A 15,569-nucleotide genomic window follows, 5' to 3' on the forward strand; every position below is an offset into this window, starting at 1 on the left:
CGTGTGGAATTGATTTTTCAGATATCCCGCCCGGATCGGGCAATGCCGTGGGCAATCAGGCGATCGATGATTTCCGGATAGCTGACACCGCTCGCCGCCATGGCTTTCGAGTACATGCTGATGTTTGTAAAGCCCGGGATCGTGTTGAGTTCGTTGATGAGGACGTCCATGCTCTGGGTAACAAAAAAATCTACACGGGCCATTCCATCGCAGCCGAGTGCGCGAAAGGCTTTTGCTGCCAGTTCTTTCAACCGGCTCTCAACTTCGCTCGGCAGTTCCGCCGGCACTTTCAGCGCCGCACCGTCTTCGTCGACATATTTGGCGTCGTAGGTGTAAAAGCCGTGGCTCTCGGCAGGGGCGATTTCTCCTGGCCGGGAGACGAACAGCGTGCCATCGCACTCTTCCAGAACCGCAAATTCGATCTCACGTCCAAGCACAAATTCTTCGGCAAGAAGCTTGCTGTCGTGCTTGAAGCCTTCTTCAAGGGCAGCGTCATACTCGGCCGCGGTCGTAACCTTGCTGACACCGACAGAGGACCCTTGCCGCGCAGGTTTGATAAAAACAGGCAGGCCAAGATCAGTCTTCAGCAACTCGAAGGCCGGAGCATCATCCGGGCGAATGGTAATCGAACGGGCGGTTGGAAGGCCTGCCTCGGTCAGAAGCCGTTTTGCGAGGTCCTTGTCGAGCGCGTTCGCTGACCCCGCGATACCGCATCCAACGAGCGGTACCCGAGCCACTTCGGCAAGCCCTTGCACGGCGCCATCTTCACCGTGGAGACCGTGGAGCACCGGAAACAATGCATCGAGCTTTGCAAGACCATGAGTTGCTCCGCTTTCGTCCAGCGCTATCGCTCGTCCCTTGCCACCCGGAACGAGGCAAATCTCACTGCCGGAAGAGGGCCGTGTCAGATTTCCATTTTCATAACTGCTCAACAGCCATTGCCCCTCTCGGGTCACATACACGGGTACAGCGTCGTACTTGGAAGGGTCCAGCGCGTGCATGACATTCGTGGCGGAAAGAACTGAGACTTCGTGTTCGGCGGAACGGCCACCGAAGAGGACGGCAACGTGGAGTTTCTGAGATTGAGAGGTCAAAAAAGTCTCCAGTAGAATCGCATAAGAAAATTGAACTTGGCATCAGCGATAGCGCGATATTACGGCGCCGCAAAGTCTGACAACCTTTTACGCAAGCATTTCACGCGACACCGGCCTTCGATCTATCCGCCGCGTGACCGACCTGAGAGTATTTCCGATCGCAATCTCGCCATCGTACTATTGGTTTTACGAAACGGATGGTTTTGAATTGACGCATTGGCCGGGCTGAAATGGTGCTAGGAAAGACCGTCTGGCAACGTGAAATTTTCAGAAGAAATTTGTTAAATGAAAGACGAACTCCGCAAAACATATACGTCAGCAAACAAGGCGGCCTGGAATGCGTCAGCATCGTTGCACAGCAGTGGTGAACGGTGGAAGCTTTTGCTGGAAGAGGCCTCGAGACCCGGGTTCAGTGTTCTGGACGAGCGCTTGACCGCAACTTTGAAACGTATGGATTTCAAAGGAAAAACAGCAGTTCAAATTGGTTGCAACAATGCCAGAGAGCTGTTGTCACTGGCATCCCTTGGAATTCGACCCGCCCTGGGGATCGATCAATCAGGTGAATTTTTGGCGCAGGCTCGTCAGCTTGCTGACGCCGCCGGTTTGGCGCTTCGCTTCCTGGAAGCTGATGTCTATGATCTGCCGGAAGATGTTGGCAGTTACGATCTGGCCCTTATCACCATCGGTGTATTGAACTGGATGCCCGATCTATTCGACTTTTTCCGCATTGTGGCCGGTCTCCTGAAACCCGGTGGGGCTCTGGTGATTTACGAGACACATCCGTTTCTCGAGATGTTCGATCCGGACAGCAAAACGCCGTACGAACCTTCATTCAGTTATTTTGACCGTCGACCGCAAGAGGTATCCGATGCCATCAGTTACGACGGCAAGAACCACGGGAAGGGGGAGACCGGCTATTGGTTTATTCATTCACTCGGTGACATCGTCAGCGCGGCCGCCGCGTCCGGTCTGCAAATTATCGAGTTGAAAGAATACGGCCATTCCATTCGCGAACCTGAGTACGACCTCTATGAGAACCGGTATGCCCAGGTGCCGATGTCGTATTGTCTGGTTGCAGCAAAGCCCTAGATGTCGCCAGCTGAATGCCAGCCTGGTGATGGTGTGCGGGCGGGCTCAGCAAGCGTGTTTTTAGCCCGATTTCAGCCCGCAGATGACGGGCAGGCGAGGGGCGTGATAAGCGCTATGCGAAGTAGGATGAACTGATTTTCATGGGGCGTATCAGGCCCCAGTGTGTTTCCTGAGGCGGCCCGAACGCGCGAAATCCTGCCTTTTTGTATGCCGTGATGGCACGAATGTTTTCCGGGTGAGGATCGGTTGCGACGACGGGAGCGCCTTCCTCAAACAGCATCTTCACGTGCTGCGAGATAAAAGCAGGTCCATGACCTTTTCCTGTCAGATCTGGCTCGCCAATGTATTGGTCAATGCCTCTGGCGCCCGCGGGAAGCCCGTAAAAATGATGATCTTCAGAGCCATGGACCGTGTAGTCCTGTATGAAGGCAAAGGGGCCTTCCGCCGTTGAGACAATCCATCGTCTTACCTGAGGATCTGCCAGCTTTTGCTCGGTGTAAGGCTCAACATTGTCCCACCATTCACGAACATGCGGTCGGGATAGCCATTCCGTCAGCAGACCAAAATCGGCTGGTGTTACCCTTCGAAAAGCGTATCGGTCGGTTGCTGACATGTCCGTGAAATATCATATGAATTGCCGAAGCGTGAAGGCTTCCTGTTCGTCACATCGTGTAATCCTCCGGAAGCCAAAGCTGTATCGGAGACCCTGCGTGCGATTCGGTGATGGCCAGGACCTATTTCGCTGGCGACGCTCGAAAGGCCTTGCGAGAGGCCTTGCGCGACGGACAATCAGACCTGGCAAAGGGCAAAGGCGTGGGCGCTCTGGAAGGCTCTGGTTTGCCTGTCCGGGTTGTCGAGCCCAGACATCGATGGGACACAAGCCAGAGCTTTGCAGGCAATGTGCAACGAAGAATAGAGATCCATGTCAGATGGAAACTCAACGGCGGTTCATTGCGGGTTACCGAGCCCGTGAGGCGTCGTCTTCAGAACAGATTGTTCCCAACAGGAAATCGCGATGCAGAATTACACTTACAGCCGGCACGTCATTCTTTCCGGATGTTCCGGCGGTGGAAAGTCGACCCTTTTGGAGGAACTGGCCCGACGTGAGTTTCAGACAGTTCCGGAACCTGGCCGCAGGATTGTCGCGGAAGAACAGCGCGGCGAGGGGAAGGCGCTTCCCTGGGTTAGTCTAGAAGCTTTCGCAAGGCGTGCCATCGAGATGTCATCCCGAGACCGGGTACAGTTTTCCAGTGCCGACAGTTGGGTCTTTTTCGATCGCGGTCTTATCGACGCAGCGGTCGCGTTGGAGCACGCAACCGGGATAGCAGCATCTGATACTGTCAGCAAAACAGCCCGGTATCATCACCAGGTTTTTCTGACTCCGCCCTGGCTGGAGATTTATGAGACAGACAGTGAACGTCAGCATTCTTTTGATGAGGCTCTTGCAGAATACCAGCGATTGCTCGCAACCTTCGAGCAGCTAGGTTACGATGTAATCATCCTGCCAAAGATTGACGTCAAAAACCGTGCGGACTTTGTGCTGAGACGTCTGTGCTGACTTCTGACGCTCAAAATCGGTATTCGGTTCTTGCCAGCTTCGCCTTGCGCTTTGCGGAGAAATGCTGGCAGCAAATGCCTTCAGCCAGTCACGGGACGGATGGTAACGGCTATCAGGACTGCGGGCGAATGTACCACCGTTGTGAATTGTCGTGTTTTCACCATCCATCTTTTCGGTAATGACGAGATCTTCCACCATGAGACCTCGCACCGATCCCATGGTCTTGTCGTCGCTGGTGCTTCCGGGCGACATGGGCAAATGGAAGGTTCGTCCATACTTTTTCATTCTGCAGAAATAGACGTTGTTCTGTATGGCAAGCAAGTCGGCTTGTATTCCATGCTCTAGCGACCGACGCTCAACAAAGCGGGAAGCGTGACGTTCTTGAATTGGACATGTGAGACATTTTAGTCCGGCGGCAACACAAACAATTCGCATAATCAATATTATGGAACATTTGTATTAGTGGCAGTTTTGTTTCGGTGTACCAGTGCCTTAGCTGCAGCCATCGACTGTCGCTTGAGATTTGCTCTGGAAAGCGCGTCGTTTCATGTACGGCTGACTGGTCGACGACGTGGCTCAGTCGTCTTCGGAACCGTCGATCACTTTTCGCGCGATGTCGTAGGAAAATCCGGCGCGGCACAAGGCAGCCAGGTCCTTGTCGCGGCGGTCGTCGCGTGCCGGTGGCGTTCTGAACGGTCCGAGACGTCTGCGTCTTGCAAAGATTTGGGCAGCTTCTTCGTCGCTGCGCTCGTCCTGTGCCAGCACCGTCTGAATTGTAGTTCTGTCGACACCTTTGGCTGTGAGCTGCGCTTCGATCTTACGGGTTGATCCGCCACGGCGCCGCAATCCGGCGGTTTTGGTTTCCGCGTAGGTTTTGTCGTTGACGAGACCTGTCTGGACGCATTTTTCGACGACAGCGTCGATCACATCCGAATAGTCGGCCGGTTCAAGCTCAAGGCTCAAACAGGCTTTGAGCACCTTGCGTTCGAGAACCTTGCGAAGATTGGCTGCTGATGTTGCATAGCGTTCCAGATAATGAAGCGCAGACCTGATCAGCCGGTCTTCGGTCGGTGGTTTATATCGCGGCTTACCAGCCATCGGTCGATAGGATGCTTTCTTTGCCCATGACGGCGTTTTCCGCGGTCAGAACCATTCCATCATATGCCGGTTCTATGGTCTCAGGCAGTTCAGCGGACAGAACGTGGTAGTCCAAGTCGTTGTGAAGATTGGTGAAAATGGCACGTTTCGGTGCTATTTTACCAGTCCACGAAAGCGCATCCGTAAGGCAGAAATGGCTTGGATGCGGTCTGCGGCGCAAGCAATCCAGGATCAAAAGATCGAGGTCTTTCAACTGGTTAAGGCTTGTTTCGGGAATGTCCGAAACATCTGGAATGTAGGCAGCACCACCGATGCGAAACCCGAGTGCATGGATCTCGCCATGGACGACATCGAATGGTTCGAATGTGATCGCGCCACCGCTTCCATCGACTGTAACAGGCGTAGCCGGCTGAAGTTCACGCCGCTCCAGAATGGGTGGATAGTTGGACCCTGCCGGTGTTTCGAAACAATAACTGAATGCCGTGAGTGCCCTGTCGGAGGTTGCGTCATCCATGTAGACAGGCACTCTTTTGCCGGACTGGACCCAGAAGGCTCGCAAGTCGTCAATTCCGTGCAGATGATCGGCGTGGGAATGGGTGTATAGAACGGCATCCAGCTGCTTCACGTTCGCAGCCAGGAGCTGCGACCTGATGTCGGGGCCGCTGTCTATCAACACCGTTGTGCACTTGTTATCCACACGCTTTTCCACAAGAAGCGCACAGCGGCCGCGTCGGTTCTTCGGCTCATTGGGATCGCAGTCGCCCCAATCGTTGCCGACACGCGGCACGCCACCGGACGAACCGCATCCGAGAATGGTCAGCGTCAATGTCATGAAGCAATCGCTTTTGTTTGCTGGCTCTTACGGGGTACCTTGTTGAAAAGGCGAAAGAAATTGTCAGTGGTTTGCCGGGCAATCTCTTCTTCCGAGACACCGCGCGTTTCCGCCAGAACCGCTGCTGTCATGGCCGCATAGGCCGGTTCGTTCCGCTTGCCGCGCTTGGGCTGCGGGGCCAGATAGGGAGCGTCGGTTTCCACCAGCAAACGGTCGGCCGGCAGTTCACGGGCTATGTCGCGGATCTCTTCAGAGCGCTTGAAGGTCAATATTCCGGAAAAGGAAACATAAAGGCCAAGCTCGATACCCGTCAGTGCCAGATCGCGGCCGGACGAGAAGCAGTGCAGAAGGGCGGGAAAGGCCCCCTTCCCCATTTCCTCGCGCAAGATCGTGGCCATGTCGTCATCTGCGTCGCGTGAGTGAATGACAAGCGGCAAACCAGTGCGCCGCGCTGCCTCGATATGGATGCGCAGACCTTCCGCCTGTGCGTCGCGCGGAGCCTTATCGTAGAAATAATCCAGACCAGCCTCACCAATCGCCACCACCTTGGGGTGGTTCGTCAACTGCACGATTTCGTCGGCTGTTATCCCGCGCTCCGTCCCGGCGTTGTGGGGGTGTGTTCCAACCGAACAATAGACGTCCGGATATTCTTCCGCGATTGCACGCACCTGGTCGAATTTGCGGATATGGGTGCAGATGGTCACCATCAGCTCCACACCGGCCGCTTTGGCCCGGGCGATCAGGTCGGCGCGTTCGCCGTCAAAATCAGGAAAATCGAGATGGCAGTGGCTGTCGACGAGCATTTAGGATCCAAATGTCTTTGATTGGTAAGCCGCATATAGGTGCTATAGCAGCCTTTTAACAAGAGAATCGGATCTTGCCCAAGTCACGAAGCGCCGACTACAACGATTTTCGTTTCGCTCTGGCGCATCACTGATACAGCTTGTGACCGTCAGGCAGCGCGCAGCGCGAAGAAGAAATCCAGTACGACCTGTTTCTTGTCGAGATTGAGCGCATCCGCGTCTCGGACCGCCTTGTTCATCTTGTCCCAGAGCTCGACGATTCCGTGAGCGTCGCGGACACCGTTGGCAAGTTTCCGGCGCATGCGGTCATGCAGCCAAATCTGCATGATGTGCTGGAAGCTTTCCCAATTGTCGGATTGGCCACGAGCGGCAACCAGATCCGCCAGTGCATGGACTGCCGCCAGATCTAGCTGATGCGGCCGGTCGGCAAGCTGACGAACGCCCTTGGCAATGGCCAAACCATCGCCGGAAAGCAACGTGATGGCCGAGCGAAGGCTACCATCGGCTGTCAGCGCCAATTCACGAAGGTCCTCCGGTGAGCCAACCGAGGCACCAGACAGATCCTGCAGGCCCTCTGCGATTTCTTCCTCGGTGAGTGGATCAAGATCGAGCCGTCGGCATCTGGACCTGATGGTCGGCAAAAGACGCCCGGGCGCGTGGCTCAAGACCAGGAACAGGCACCTTTGCGGCGGTTCTTCCAGGATCTTCAAAAGAGCGTTGGCGGAACTGATGTTCATGTCGTCTGCCGCATCGACAATGCAGACTCGCCAGGCCTTCGCCGATGCGGTGGTGCCAAAGAAGGAGACGGTTTTGCGAACCTCGTCCACCGGCAGATCAGCCTTGAACCGCTTAGCCTTGTCGTCCCAGGGGCGGCGCAGATGCAGGATATTCGGATGTCCGCCTGCTTTGAGCTGACGTGCAACGGGATGATCCGTCAGGACGGCAAGGTCCCGTGCGGCGGAGACTTGCGGGCCGAATCTATCCGGATTGGCGATTACGAAGCGCGCGAAACGAAAGGCGAGTGTCGCCTTGCCAATGCCTTTCGGCCCACCCAGGATCCAGGCATGATGTAGCCGTTCGGATCTGTAAGCCTCCAGAAGCGCCTGTTCGGTCCTGGCGTGCCCAATCAGGCGGTCGCGTTCGTGCGGCAATGGATACCCCGGCAGGGCATCGACCTCTGGAATGTCGATTGGTTCATTGGCACGGGCCATCAATTTGCCTCTGCGGGTATGCCGGTTGAGGTTTTGTCTTGTGGCAGGTCGCCGGAAAAGGTTTTCATCACGGCATCACGAATGGCGCCTGCAACTTCATCAAGGTCTTTTGAACCGTCAATGACCGCAAATCGAAAGGATTCGTTTTTTGCGAGTTCAAGAAACAGGTCGCGTCTGCGCTGATGAACCTTGAGGTCTTCGTCCTCGAACCGATCCGGTCCGCCGCTGTCATCTGTGCGAGACCGTTCGGCCACCCGGGCAAGCCCGATTTCAACTGGAACGTCGATCAGAATCGTCAGGTCTGGATAAACACCGGCGACCGCTGCCGTTTCCAGCAGCTTCAGATAGTCACGGTCGACACCTGCCTCGCCCTGATAGACCCAGGTTGAATCGGCATACCGGTCGCAAAGCACCCAGTCTCCGCGCTCAAGCGCCGGCTTGATGGTCGTATCGACATGGTCTGCCCGTGCAGCGGCAAACAGCATTGCCTCTCCGCGCGGTCCCAGATCCTTAGCGCCGCCAGAAAGCAGCATTGCCCGGATCTTTTCAGCCCCCGGTGAGCCACCAGGCTCCCGCGTGACAACGACTGACTGGCCCAGACTTTCCAGATAGGTTTTCAGGCGGGTGATCTGGGTCGATTTTCCCGCCCCCTCGCCGCCTTCAAAGGTGATGAAATGTCCTGCCACCCGTTCCCGGCTCCGCTTGTTCTTGTTGGTCTTTGTCACCGGCTTTAACAGCAAATGCAATCGTTGTGGACCGTTTAGCCGATCCAGCCAAACAGAAGTTCCTGCAGGCCGTCGAGAGCACGTCCGATCATGGTCCCTTCCGCAACCGCATTTCCGGTCACGAGAGGAGACCGGTAGACGATGCCGTCCTTGCCGATCACACGGATTTCGCCAACCTTCTCTCCAGCCTGGACAGGCGCTGGAAGCGGGCCGTTGTAGATGACCCTGATGCGGTAGTCCAGCGTGCCGCCACGTGGCAGAAGCACGTTGACGCTCTTTTCGGAGATCAAGGGCACAGACCCGGAAACGCCGCCGAAAACACGGCCATCAGCAACAACATCGCCCGCTGAAAACAGCTTCTGGACGGAGAAATATTCCCAGGCGCCCTCAATGACTTCCTTGAGCGTCTGTAGCCGGTGTTTGTCGGAAGAGAGACCGGCAACGGCCGCGATCACCCTGCGCCCGTTCCGGTCCACCGAACCAAGGCCGGAATACCCAGCCTCAGCATCACTACCGCCGCCAAGGCCGTCGAGGTTCCGGATTTCGCCAAGCAAGGGATTCTTGTTGCGCTGAAATATCTTGTTCCAGGTGAAATCCGGGATTGCAAACATCGGATAGAGATCGGCGTGGCTCTCCAGAATATATTCCGCAAGCCTTGCCTGGTCCCGGACTGTTGTCCGACTGGGAACCTCTGGATAGCCGGTGGGATTGCCGAAGCGGCTGTTTTTCATGCCGATGGATTGCGCAAGTTCGGTCATGCGCACCGCGAAGGCTTCTTCTGATCCGTCAAGGCATTCCGCCAGCACGATTGCGGCATCATTGCCGTTGTGTACCAGCAGACCCTTGAGCAGATCTTCAACCGGAATGTCTGACTTGATGGCGGCGAACATTGTTGCGCCACGCCCAGACGGCGCACCGCCTGTTCGCCAGGCATGCTCGCTGACCTTGCAGGTCTGATCGATCTTCAGTTCACGCTCCTTGAGCGCTTTGAAAACCGTCGCTGCTGTCATGACCTTGACGAGCGCACCGGGGGAAAACGAACCGTCCGGTTCCTTTGCAAACAGGATAGTGCCGGAAGCGGGCTCAAAGAGAAAAGCCATCGGAGCTTTGGTCACGATGGTTTCGGCAGCTTGCGTGGGGACCGAAAGGGATGAAGCAAGCAGGAACGAAAAAAGCGCCCCTCGCCTTAACAGGCGACGGGACGCTTTTAGAAGTACGAATACAGAATGTGCGGAGGCCATAAAACCGCTTGCCTTATTCATCCATACAGGCGCGGTTCGCGGAAGAAGCCGGACATCATCCGGCTTCTGGTCCGATTAGCCGCCGTTTTGCAGTTTGACCACCAACTCCCGCATGGAAAGGCCCGTGGCGGAAGCATTTGCCAGGAGCGAATGCGCGTCGGAGACTCGGCGATTTGCTGCGAAGGACGAAATCGCACTGCCGTTGACCAGATTGGTGGATGTGCCCGGTGCCGGAACGCGCAGCACACCAAGCGTTCCTTCTGCAGGCGCCAGGCCTGACGGCGAATACGCCGTTTCAACCGGCTCGAAACGATTGTTCGACGCAACTTCGATGTTTGGTCTGCCGGCCTCGAATGCCAGTGCCGGGTCGAAAGCGACTGCAACTGTGGTTCGCTGAGCCCGGAAAGCCGTAGCTGACGATGCGGTGGTCATATAAGGACGGGTGCTTGGAGCGGGCACGGCACCGAATGTAACCTGCGGAGTGGTCCGCTGAGGTGCGACTTGCTTGGGGTCTGCCTGGGCAAGCAACGTGCCGGGCATAGTCGCGCCAGGTTCGACAGCACCCGGCCCGCGGTAAGACGCCATCAGGAATGCTTCATCCTGTCCGTGCAGCGGTGCGCGACCGACATATTCGACCTTCACCTTGCCGACACCGGCGCTTTTGGTTCCAAGCATGGTTGCCGCACGTTCCGACAGGTCGATCACGCGGTTGCCGTGGAACGGTCCGCGGTCATTGACGCGCACGATCATTGAACGACCGTTTGCCACGTTTGTTACGCGGGCATAAGACGGCAGCGGCATGGTGGTGTGTGCGGCGGTAATGGAGTTCCGGTCGAAGATTTCGCCATTGGCTGTCTTGCGGCCGTGAAATGTCGGCCCGTACCAGGAAGCAAGACCGGTTCTCTTATAATCCGGATCTTCTTTCGGATAATACCACTTGCCGGCAATCTTGTATTTCTTGCCCACAATGTAGCGTCCGCCACCTTTCGGCACGGCCTGGCCTTCCGCGACCACGCGCGGACTGCCCTTGACGCCATATTTTTCCGGGCTGAACTTGGATTTCTGCTGTGGGGCACTGCTACATGCGGCAACAGCCGAAACAGCGGCCGCAACAATCAACCCCGTGCGCAATTGCGCACCGAGTTTGCTGCCCGGACGCGAGTTGATCTCAAGCGTCGCAGCCGGCTCCCCTGAAGACGTTCCTGCCACCTGGTTTTTCACCCGGCAAGATTTCCCGCCTGTCCCTTGCATACTGCCGTCCTACTCATTACGCGCTGGCGGCCCCGCGGCTCACGCGATCATTCCGGTGCGTGGTTCGGTCCGCAACGGTTTTCAAGGCATTGTTCCGATCTTCAGATCAGTCCCCGCAAAATGCACTGCCCCCGCTGTACATCCTGCATATGCCCTTGTTTAAGCGCAGTTTTATTACTTCAAAGTAAACTAAACGTCGAGACCCCTGCGTTGCCCAATTTCAACTCTCCACCGCTTTCAGGGAACCTGAGGCTTGTTCCTTCAAGTCTAAATGGCGTAACTCTCTGAAATATAGTGCGAAAATTTGTGCCAATTCACCTAATTTCACCTGTTGCTCTCAGAGCACAGGTAACAAGAAATCGTCATTCGGTTCAGATGTGACGCAGGTCACATTCTGCCCTGTCAATTCCGCCTAGGGTGAATTTGTTGCTGATGACCGCCCTGTCACAGCAATGCTGGACCCCACCTCCAGCTTTGGCCGCCGGTTCAAAACCCTGCCCACGACACCGGACCGGCGGCCCTGCCCTTTGGCGATGTTCCTGCGCTCGCAGTGCCCGTCCTGCCCCTGTTAAGCAAGCGACGCAGGAACATCCCAAAGGAGCCCTCTCCCGCCGTGCATCCACACGATTTCTCAAGCTTGAACCTCTTGCGGGTGATTCCGGCTTGACTTTCCGATTGAGAAAAAGGAAACGGTTTGAACAACCGGGCCGCCACGGCTTCGGTTTGGTGAGGTGGCCGAGTGGTTTAAGGCAGCGGTCTTGAAAACCGCCGTGCGTGAGAGCGTACCGTGGGTTCGAATCCCACCCTCACCGCCATTTTTTTCTTAAACAATTGATTTTATTTGATAAAATGGCGCACCTAGGCGCTGTCATACCCGTTGTCATAACTGTGGATGTTTTTGTATCGCGCTACTTCATATGGCGCCCATATTCATTCCTAAGTCTCCCGAGGAACAGAACCTTCCGCTTGAGCGGTAAGCTCGCTAAGAGCGTGCTTACCAATCTCGATTGTTCCCGAGAAGTCACATATGAGTTGACTGTGGAACCATATTGGGATTCCGTCGCCTTTTTCCGAGCCATAAGAATGCATCATCATCGGCTGGAACTCACCCAATTCGACTTGCAAAAGCGTTAACTCTCTTATCCGATCGTTATCTCTATTTCTTTTCGCTTTGACGATCTCAACTTCCAGGTCGCGATACCGCTCAGCATCGCACCCTGGGAGTACCTTGGGAGGTATGTACAAAGGAATGCGATGTGCTAACGCATGCCGATAATTCTGCAAATAGCGAAACCACCCATCATGTTCGGTGAGGAAAGACCTAAACTCCGTTGAGAGGTTACATCGCAATTCTTCGTTGTCTGGTCCGAGACCAATATAGCTGTCTGGGAAAGTTTTGCCTTTTGAAGTCCGCAAGTCTCGTTCCAGCACCAGTATCCTTGCCAGATTGTCCAAGGTTCCAAACACGTTGAAGATAAAGGCCTGCAGGTACACCGTTGCATCATATAACGCTTCGTCAGTGGGATCGGTTTCGTTCGGCGGGATAAAATCAAAAATGCGCGTCGTGCAGAGTTTCAATGTGTGCAGTCTTCGAATCACACCGTGTGTCGCAATTTCTCGCGCCCTTTGGTGATGATAGCGATGTAAAAGAAACTTGGTAGACAGTTGGTCTTCCCTATCGTGCCACTCACCAAGCAGCTTCCACATTTCACGAATCTCGCTATCGGTGAACATGCTAAGATCCTTGCATTGAATGAAGCATCAACTCGGCCGCAGCGTGATCTGCTCGCCGCTACAGTTTCCGCCCAATCTCTCCCTTCCCCATCTGCCAGTTTGTTTTACGCTTTCCGATATTCATGGGGTGACTCAACTTAATGTGGTAACCTGAAGTGCGGCTAAACTTAGCGCAAATATCGCAACGTACTTCATACCGAATATAGGAAGTCTACCAATGGAACTGGACGGTTTCTATTTAGCCTACATGTCGTCGGTTGGATATGGTCTCGTGTTGCTTGTTATTAAAGATGGAAACATCGTTGGGGCCGACGCGGGTGGTGTAAAATTTGATGGCTCTTTCGAAAGAATAGAAGAAAGTGGCGTATATAAAGGAAAAATATTAGTATGCGCTCCACCAAATATAGATCTAGTGCAGGGCGTTCATACAGGATCCGAAGGGTTAACTTATGAAGTGCCACTGACAATGCCTGAAAATTTCTTAGAAGTACCGTTTTTCAAAATTGATACTCCATTTGGTGCAGTAAATATCAAATTGGAGAAACTAAGAGATTTAGGCGCGGTTCAATGATGGATTATCTCATTGAAAACCCAATAACGGTGGCAACTTTTCTGAGTGCCTTGGCAGCTTGTTTCTCTGCTTTTGCGACATGGCAGGGACCGAGAGCTGCCGCCAAGATTTCAGAAAAAATGAGGAAAGATAGCGAACGTGAAGGTGAACGCCGAAGAATGAAGCTTCATGTATTTGCTACTCTGATGCAAGAGCGGGCAACTGTCGCGTCCTTCCAATCTGTACAGATGCTGAATTCTATAGACTTTGTATTTCACGATGCGCCGAAGGTTAGAGAAGCCTGGGCGGATTTGTATTCTATTTTCAATACGCGTGACCTTCACCTGCAGCTTCAAGAGGATAAACTGCGGTATCTTTTGAAGGAGATGGCGGAAGATATTGGTCTGTCTGATAGCTTAAAAGTAGATGACATAGCTAGGATCTACTATCCTAACGCTCTTGCGCAGCAAGAGGAGCTGGATAGAATTCAGCGCGAACAGGCTCTGTTAGCTGTGCGATCGCGCGGTGCTAACAGAGAACCTGACCAGTCATCTGAGATTGATCCAACACTGGTGGCAAAATTCCCACCAAAACCAAACAGTTCATAATTGTCGAATTGCTCAGAATGATATGGCGTTAAGAAATGCCCCCTCCCCGCCGAAACAGGAAGGGTGCGCGCAGCTATATTGCCTTCTTCGCCTCTTCACGCCGCTCATCCAGATACGCGGCCAGATCGGCCACGTGTACGAACCGCTCCGCCTTCTGACTGTCGCTCATGCGCGCGATCGGCAATCGGATCCTGCCATCCGCAAGAGCGCGCTTAAAGGCGATATCGGTCATATCACCGAAGTAATCCCTACGGATAACGTCGAGCGGGATGGCGACACGCTCATGTTGAGCCATGAGCAGGAACAGAGTCTTCATCACGCGTCCTTCGGCACATAGTAGTCAAAGCAGAGGTCGGTTCGACGCAGACCAGTTTGATCTTCGAACCACTCCATGTGGGATTTGAACAGTCGATCGATCGCCCGGCCGCGCTCCTGCGCTTGTTCGCTAACCGTCTCGGCAATGCCGCACACAGCCTCAATTTCTCCAGCCATAACACAAAGCTGAAACAACGCACCTTCTCGCGTGCCGGCAGCGTGGTGGGTGACTTCCGTCTCAAGAGCCCGCAAGCGGTCTCCAAGGTCTGCGGAAGGCGATGCCTGCATCGCCTTGATGGTCTTTGCTGCCTGCCTGGCAAGCTGGCCGGCGACGTGCTGTCTCGTGCTCATTTCCTTCACTCCAATTCGATTTCCGATGCCCGAATGAAAACACTGAAAATCATGAATTGCAATAAAATAAACAAAAACAATGACTTAGCTACTATCTCTACAAATTTGTAGAAATGGTAGCCCTTGATCCAAAACATGAATTATCAGGGACTGGTGGAGAAAAAGGTTTTCTCGCGTTGGTCCCACACGGCAAGCAACTGTATCGACGCAATTCAGATTGCAACCCAAAGAACAAGATGCTTATTTCGCTCAACGTTAGGGAGTAATTATGCGCAAATTTATTGTCGCGGCCGTGGTCGCATGTTTCAGTACGACAGCCTTGGCGGATGCGGTCGAAAGTGCCTACTATTTATGTGCAGTAATGGATGCGACAGGCCTTGCCAGTTCGAAATGTGAAGTATCTGGCTGGAACTCAACAGTAACCGTTTCGGTCGACATGAACAGTGGCGAAGCGAGAAAGCTCTGCGGGCAAGTTTCCGACTTAATGCAAAGCAAGGGGCGTTTGTTCGGAGATAATTGGACGTTACAAATCAAATCCCCTTATAGCGGGGACAACAGCATTGCCTACTGCAAATTGCCGTAAGGTTGATGCTCCTAACAGCAGCACAAAGCCCTCGTGAGCGGCGATTGCCTCGCTGCCCACGAGGGCTTGTTTTCATAAAACTCTTTCTGTGGTGGGGTGAAAATGACTGCCTTGACAGGCTAAAAACGTCACTAAGCCGCCATCTCCAAACGGTCGACCCGCTCGTAAAGCTCCTTCATATCTTCCAGAAGGTAGGCAACAACGCGCTCATAGGCAAAGCCCTCAACGTCCCCGGTTTCGCCATAGGTAACAAGGTCGGTCAGGCCGACTTCGTGCGCAGCGTCGGCAACGATGCCGGTGAACGTCCTGTCTTTGTCGTCAGCGGCACACAGGCTGTTATACGTGACGCCTTCCAGCTTCCGAAGCCTCTCGCGGCGTTCCGGCTCGATACGCTTGACATTCGTCTTGTACTTGGCGGCCGAAGTTGCCCTGTAAATTAAGCTACTCCCCGATCATTGGACAGTTTTCGGCATAAATTAAGCTACTGTCTGCATCTGCTGGTCGGGTTGGTTTTGATTGATTGCCT

Annotated in this window: 19 protein-coding genes and 1 tRNA gene; 6 read left to right on the top strand and 14 right to left on the bottom strand. The window is 54.4% G+C overall.

What is annotated here, in order from left to right:
- Positions 1 to 17: 17 nt before the first annotated feature.
- Positions 18 to 1,094 (bottom strand): D-alanine--D-alanine ligase family protein, encoded by a 1,077-nt coding sequence (locus tag AC2A6O_RS25240; protein WP_498931205.1) that lies wholly within the window; start codon positions 1,092 to 1,094, stop codon positions 18 to 20.
- A 285-nt stretch (positions 1,095 to 1,379) separates the two neighbouring features.
- On the opposite strand from AC2A6O_RS25240, the gene AC2A6O_RS25245 reads away from it, so the two are divergent.
- Positions 1,380 to 2,183, top strand: a complete 804-nt coding sequence (locus AC2A6O_RS25245) for a class I SAM-dependent methyltransferase (protein WP_498931207.1) — start codon at positions 1,380 to 1,382, stop codon at positions 2,181 to 2,183.
- 112 nt (positions 2,184 to 2,295) lie between these two features.
- On the opposite strand, the gene AC2A6O_RS25250 is transcribed toward AC2A6O_RS25245, so the two are convergent.
- Positions 2,296 to 2,796: a GNAT family N-acetyltransferase gene (locus tag AC2A6O_RS25250; protein ID WP_498931209.1), complete on the bottom strand. Its 501-nt coding sequence runs from the start codon at positions 2,794 to 2,796 to the stop codon at positions 2,296 to 2,298.
- Between the two features lie 402 nt (positions 2,797 to 3,198).
- On the opposite strand from AC2A6O_RS25250, the gene AC2A6O_RS25255 reads away from it, so the two are divergent.
- Positions 3,199 to 3,741, top strand: a complete 543-nt coding sequence (locus AC2A6O_RS25255; RefSeq protein ID WP_498931211.1) for an AAA family ATPase — start codon at positions 3,199 to 3,201, stop codon at positions 3,739 to 3,741.
- Here AC2A6O_RS25255 and AC2A6O_RS25260 read toward each other — a convergent pair.
- The 8 genes from AC2A6O_RS25260 to AC2A6O_RS25295 form a co-directional block, all read right to left on the bottom strand.
- Complete coding sequence (locus AC2A6O_RS25260) at positions 3,664 to 3,939, bottom strand: RNA ligase family protein (protein ID WP_498931250.1); 276 nt, start codon at positions 3,937 to 3,939, stop codon at positions 3,664 to 3,666. The two genes, AC2A6O_RS25255 and AC2A6O_RS25260, sit on opposite strands and share 78 nt — an antisense overlap.
- A gap of 378 nt (positions 3,940 to 4,317) precedes the next feature.
- Positions 4,318 to 4,839, bottom strand: a complete 522-nt coding sequence (locus AC2A6O_RS25265; protein ID WP_498931213.1) for a regulatory protein RecX — start codon at positions 4,837 to 4,839, stop codon at positions 4,318 to 4,320.
- Positions 4,829 to 5,671 (bottom strand): MBL fold metallo-hydrolase, encoded by an 843-nt coding sequence (locus tag AC2A6O_RS25270; protein WP_498931215.1) that lies wholly within the window; start codon positions 5,669 to 5,671, stop codon positions 4,829 to 4,831. Before AC2A6O_RS25270 ends, AC2A6O_RS25265 begins: the two co-directional genes overlap by 11 nt.
- Positions 5,668 to 6,474 carry a TatD family hydrolase gene (locus tag AC2A6O_RS25275; protein ID WP_498931217.1) on the bottom strand — a complete coding sequence of 269 codons (807 nt, stop codon included), beginning with the start codon at positions 6,472 to 6,474 and terminating at the stop codon, positions 5,668 to 5,670. Before AC2A6O_RS25275 ends, AC2A6O_RS25270 begins: the two co-directional genes overlap by 4 nt.
- A 149-nt stretch (positions 6,475 to 6,623) precedes the next feature.
- Positions 6,624 to 7,685: a DNA polymerase III subunit delta' gene (locus tag AC2A6O_RS25280; protein WP_498931219.1), complete on the bottom strand. Its 1,062-nt coding sequence runs from the start codon at positions 7,683 to 7,685 to the stop codon at positions 6,624 to 6,626.
- Positions 7,685 to 8,371 (bottom strand): dTMP kinase, encoded by a 687-nt coding sequence (gene tmk / locus AC2A6O_RS25285; protein ID WP_498931221.1) that lies wholly within the window; start codon positions 8,369 to 8,371, stop codon positions 7,685 to 7,687. Before tmk ends, AC2A6O_RS25280 begins: the two co-directional genes overlap by 1 nt.
- A gap of 74 nt (positions 8,372 to 8,445) precedes the next feature.
- Positions 8,446 to 9,525 carry a D-alanyl-D-alanine carboxypeptidase family protein gene (locus AC2A6O_RS25290; protein ID WP_498931222.1) on the bottom strand — a complete coding sequence of 360 codons (1,080 nt, stop codon included), beginning with the start codon at positions 9,523 to 9,525 and terminating at the stop codon, positions 8,446 to 8,448.
- Between the two features lie 201 nt (positions 9,526 to 9,726).
- Complete coding sequence (locus AC2A6O_RS25295) at positions 9,727 to 10,872, bottom strand: septal ring lytic transglycosylase RlpA family protein (protein WP_498931224.1); 1,146 nt, start codon at positions 10,870 to 10,872, stop codon at positions 9,727 to 9,729.
- A 755-nt stretch (positions 10,873 to 11,627) separates the two neighbouring features.
- Between AC2A6O_RS25295 and AC2A6O_RS25300 the strand changes: the two genes are divergently transcribed.
- A tRNA-Ser gene (locus AC2A6O_RS25300) sits at positions 11,628 to 11,717 on the top strand.
- A 121-nt stretch (positions 11,718 to 11,838) separates the two neighbouring features.
- Here AC2A6O_RS25300 and AC2A6O_RS25305 read toward each other — a convergent pair.
- Complete coding sequence (locus AC2A6O_RS25305) at positions 11,839 to 12,636, bottom strand: hypothetical protein (RefSeq protein ID WP_498931226.1); 798 nt, start codon at positions 12,634 to 12,636, stop codon at positions 11,839 to 11,841.
- A gap of 217 nt (positions 12,637 to 12,853) precedes the next feature.
- Between AC2A6O_RS25305 and AC2A6O_RS25310 the strand changes: the two genes are divergently transcribed.
- Positions 12,854 to 13,207 (top strand): hypothetical protein, encoded by a 354-nt coding sequence (locus AC2A6O_RS25310; protein ID WP_498931228.1) that lies wholly within the window; start codon positions 12,854 to 12,856, stop codon positions 13,205 to 13,207.
- Positions 13,204 to 13,794: a DUF6680 family protein gene (locus AC2A6O_RS25315; RefSeq protein WP_498931230.1), complete on the top strand. Its 591-nt coding sequence runs from the start codon at positions 13,204 to 13,206 to the stop codon at positions 13,792 to 13,794. The genes AC2A6O_RS25310 and AC2A6O_RS25315 overlap by 4 nt, the downstream gene beginning before the upstream one ends.
- A gap of 73 nt (positions 13,795 to 13,867) precedes the next feature.
- On the opposite strand, the gene AC2A6O_RS25320 is transcribed toward AC2A6O_RS25315, so the two are convergent.
- On the bottom strand, positions 13,868 to 14,110 hold the full coding sequence (locus AC2A6O_RS25320; protein ID WP_498931232.1) for a pyocin activator PrtN family protein: 243 nt from the start codon (positions 14,108 to 14,110) through the stop codon (positions 13,868 to 13,870).
- Positions 14,110 to 14,460 carry a hypothetical protein gene (locus AC2A6O_RS25325; protein WP_498931234.1) on the bottom strand — a complete coding sequence of 117 codons (351 nt, stop codon included), beginning with the start codon at positions 14,458 to 14,460 and terminating at the stop codon, positions 14,110 to 14,112. The genes AC2A6O_RS25320 and AC2A6O_RS25325 overlap by 1 nt, the downstream gene beginning before the upstream one ends.
- A gap of 268 nt (positions 14,461 to 14,728) precedes the next feature.
- Here AC2A6O_RS25325 and AC2A6O_RS25330 point away from each other — a divergent pair, with 268 nt between their 5' ends.
- Complete coding sequence (locus AC2A6O_RS25330) at positions 14,729 to 15,043, top strand: hypothetical protein (RefSeq protein ID WP_498931236.1); 315 nt, start codon at positions 14,729 to 14,731, stop codon at positions 15,041 to 15,043.
- Positions 15,044 to 15,174: 131 nt separating this feature from the next.
- Here the strand turns inward: AC2A6O_RS25330 and AC2A6O_RS25335 are convergent, their stop codons facing one another.
- Positions 15,175 to 15,480 (bottom strand): tail fiber domain-containing protein, encoded by a 306-nt coding sequence (locus AC2A6O_RS25335; RefSeq protein ID WP_498931248.1) that lies wholly within the window; start codon positions 15,478 to 15,480, stop codon positions 15,175 to 15,177.
- Positions 15,481 to 15,569 lie beyond the last annotated feature (89 nt).

The organism is Labrenzia sp. ATLA3 (assembly GCF_057180185.1).